The sequence below is a fragment of the Streptomyces niphimycinicus genome (genome assembly GCF_018883605.1).
GTDB lineage: Bacteria > Actinomycetota > Actinomycetes > Streptomycetales > Streptomycetaceae > Streptomyces > Streptomyces niphimycinicus.
This window is the reverse complement of the sequence record NZ_JAHLEM010000039.1, coordinates 1-1,786: the sequence shown is the minus strand read 5'-3', so window position 1 is coordinate 1,786 and position 1,786 is coordinate 1. Positions and strand designations below refer to the sequence as shown.

At 74.0% G+C, this 1,786-nt stretch carries 2 protein-coding genes and 1 pseudogene; 1 reads left to right on the top strand and 2 read right to left on the bottom strand.

What is annotated here, in order from left to right:
• Both KN815_RS05025 and KN815_RS05020 read right to left on the bottom strand, forming a co-directional pair.
• The coding region (locus KN815_RS05025; protein ID WP_253208769.1) for a M48 family metalloprotease at positions 1–717 on the bottom strand (717 nt) is incomplete at its 3' end.
• Complete coding sequence (locus KN815_RS05020) at positions 714–1,085, bottom strand: BlaI/MecI/CopY family transcriptional regulator (RefSeq protein WP_211126575.1); 372 nt, start codon at positions 1,083–1,085, stop codon at positions 714–716. The genes KN815_RS05020 and KN815_RS05025, both read right to left, overlap by 4 nt.
• A 362-nt stretch (positions 1,086–1,447) precedes the next feature.
• On the opposite strand from KN815_RS05020, the pseudogene KN815_RS50040 reads away from it, so the two are divergent.
• Positions 1,448–1,603, top strand: a pseudogene (locus KN815_RS50040) (sensor histidine kinase); the annotation flags it as partial.
• Positions 1,604–1,786 lie beyond the last annotated feature (183 nt).

The following is a 1,786-nucleotide window of genomic DNA, read 5'->3' as shown; positions in this document are numbered from 1 at the left end:
GTGGCCGGCCAGCGCGGCGCGGGCGATGGCCTTGGCCGTGAGGTGCCGGTCGCCGACGGCGCCCGCGGCGGCCTCGTCGGCGGCGCGTTCGGCGGCGAACCGGATGTCGGTGCGCAGCCCGCGCAGGGCGGGGTGGCAGTGGGCGGCGATTTCCGCGGCGGCCAGGAAATAGTGGTGGCCGCCCCGGTTGTGGGCGCGTTCGTGGGCGAAGAGGGCCTCGCGCTCGGCCGGGCCGAGGCTGCGCAGCATGCCGGTGGTGACGACGATGCGCTGCGGGCGTCCGGGCAGCGCGTAGGCGTCCGGGTGGGGCGAGTCGATGACGCACAGGTCGCCCACGGCAGGGCGGGCTTCGGCCTGGGTGCGGGCAGCGCGGAAGGCGCCGACCTGGCGAACGGCCGACCGCCCCAGAGCCCACGCGCCGACGGCGAACGCGCCGGTGGCCAATGAGGCCGCGGGCAGAATGAGCAGGTCGGAGGGGGTACGCAGGGGGTGGACCAGTTCGCCGAGCGCCGCGAAGAGCGGAAACCTGAGCAGTCCGGTCAGCACCAGGGCGCCCAGGGCGGCCACGCACGCACCGGCCAGCACCAGGGCGGAGCCGGTCAGCAGCCACAGCGCGCTGACCGGGTCCAGGCGGGCGAGGGCGCGCCGGGCCGACGGCGGTGCCGCGAAGGGCAGCAGCAGGGGGACCAGCAGGGGCACCAGCAGCAGGGCGATCACCGCTCGTCCCCCTCCAGCAGCCGCCGCAGCACCTGCTCGTCGTCGGCGCTGAGCTGGGCGACGAACCGGGCCAGAACCGTCTCCCGGTCGGTGTCCCGCGCCAGCTCCCCGTGCATACGCCGGGCGGTGAGCCCGGGGGCGTCCTGGACGGCGAAGTAGGCGTAGCCGCGGCCCAGCCGCTCGCGCCCGACGACGCCCTTGTCGTGCAGACGGGACAGGATCGTCGTCACGGTCGTACGCGCCAGGCCGACACCCAGCTCGCGCTGTACACGGCTCGGGGTGAGCGGCTCGCCGGCGGCCCACAGGGCCGCCATGACGGCCGCTTCCAGCTCGCCCGCCGGACGCCGTTCGTCCTTCTCGTCGGTCATCGGAACGTTCCTCACCCCGCCATCGTCTACAGTTCAGCAGACCGTCTACAGGATTGTAGTCAATGGGGTGCCGTCTCGGCCGCACCCGTCCGTCCATCCAGTATGAGCGGGCTCGCGTCGATGGCCGCACCCCCCTTCGCCGAAGCATCGCAGCTCGCGGTGAACATCCTCAGCGCCCAGTCCCGGCCAAGGCGGCGAGCCGATGATCCTCGCCGCCGACGGCTCGCGGCACACATGGCCGCGGCCGCTGCTGATGCCATGAAGCCTGATGCCATGAAGCGCGGAGACGCCGCCGGACCGGCCGGGGGCGTGGGCCTGGCCTCATGGGTGGCGTTCGGCGTGCTGAGCATGGTCGTCATCGGCCGGGCCGGCGGGCCGAGCCCGGTGACGGACATGGCGGAGCGGGCCTCGGACTGCCGCTCGCACGGCGCCTGGCCCGCTCAGCCGGTGGTGAGGTGTTCTATGGCAGCGGGCAGACGCCCGGTGCGAGGTTCATGGTCCGCCTGTCGCCCGGCTGACCCGGGCCCCTCTCCCTCGTGACCGGCGGACCGAACGTATCCGGAACGGCGGCTGACTGCTCACGCCGCCCGCTCGCCGAGCCGCTCCGGCTCGATGACGTCCTTCCGCGTCACCGCCAGATACGCCACCAGGCCGAGGATGACCGCGAGGAACAGCACGCTGGTGACCACGGTGCCAAGGCC

Bases quoted from the DNA above. Each gene is read 5' to 3' on its own strand.
- KN815_RS05020 (WP_211126575.1), bottom strand. From the start codon at position 1,085: ATGACCGACGAGAAGGACGAACGGCGTCCGGCGGGCGAGCTGGAAGCG.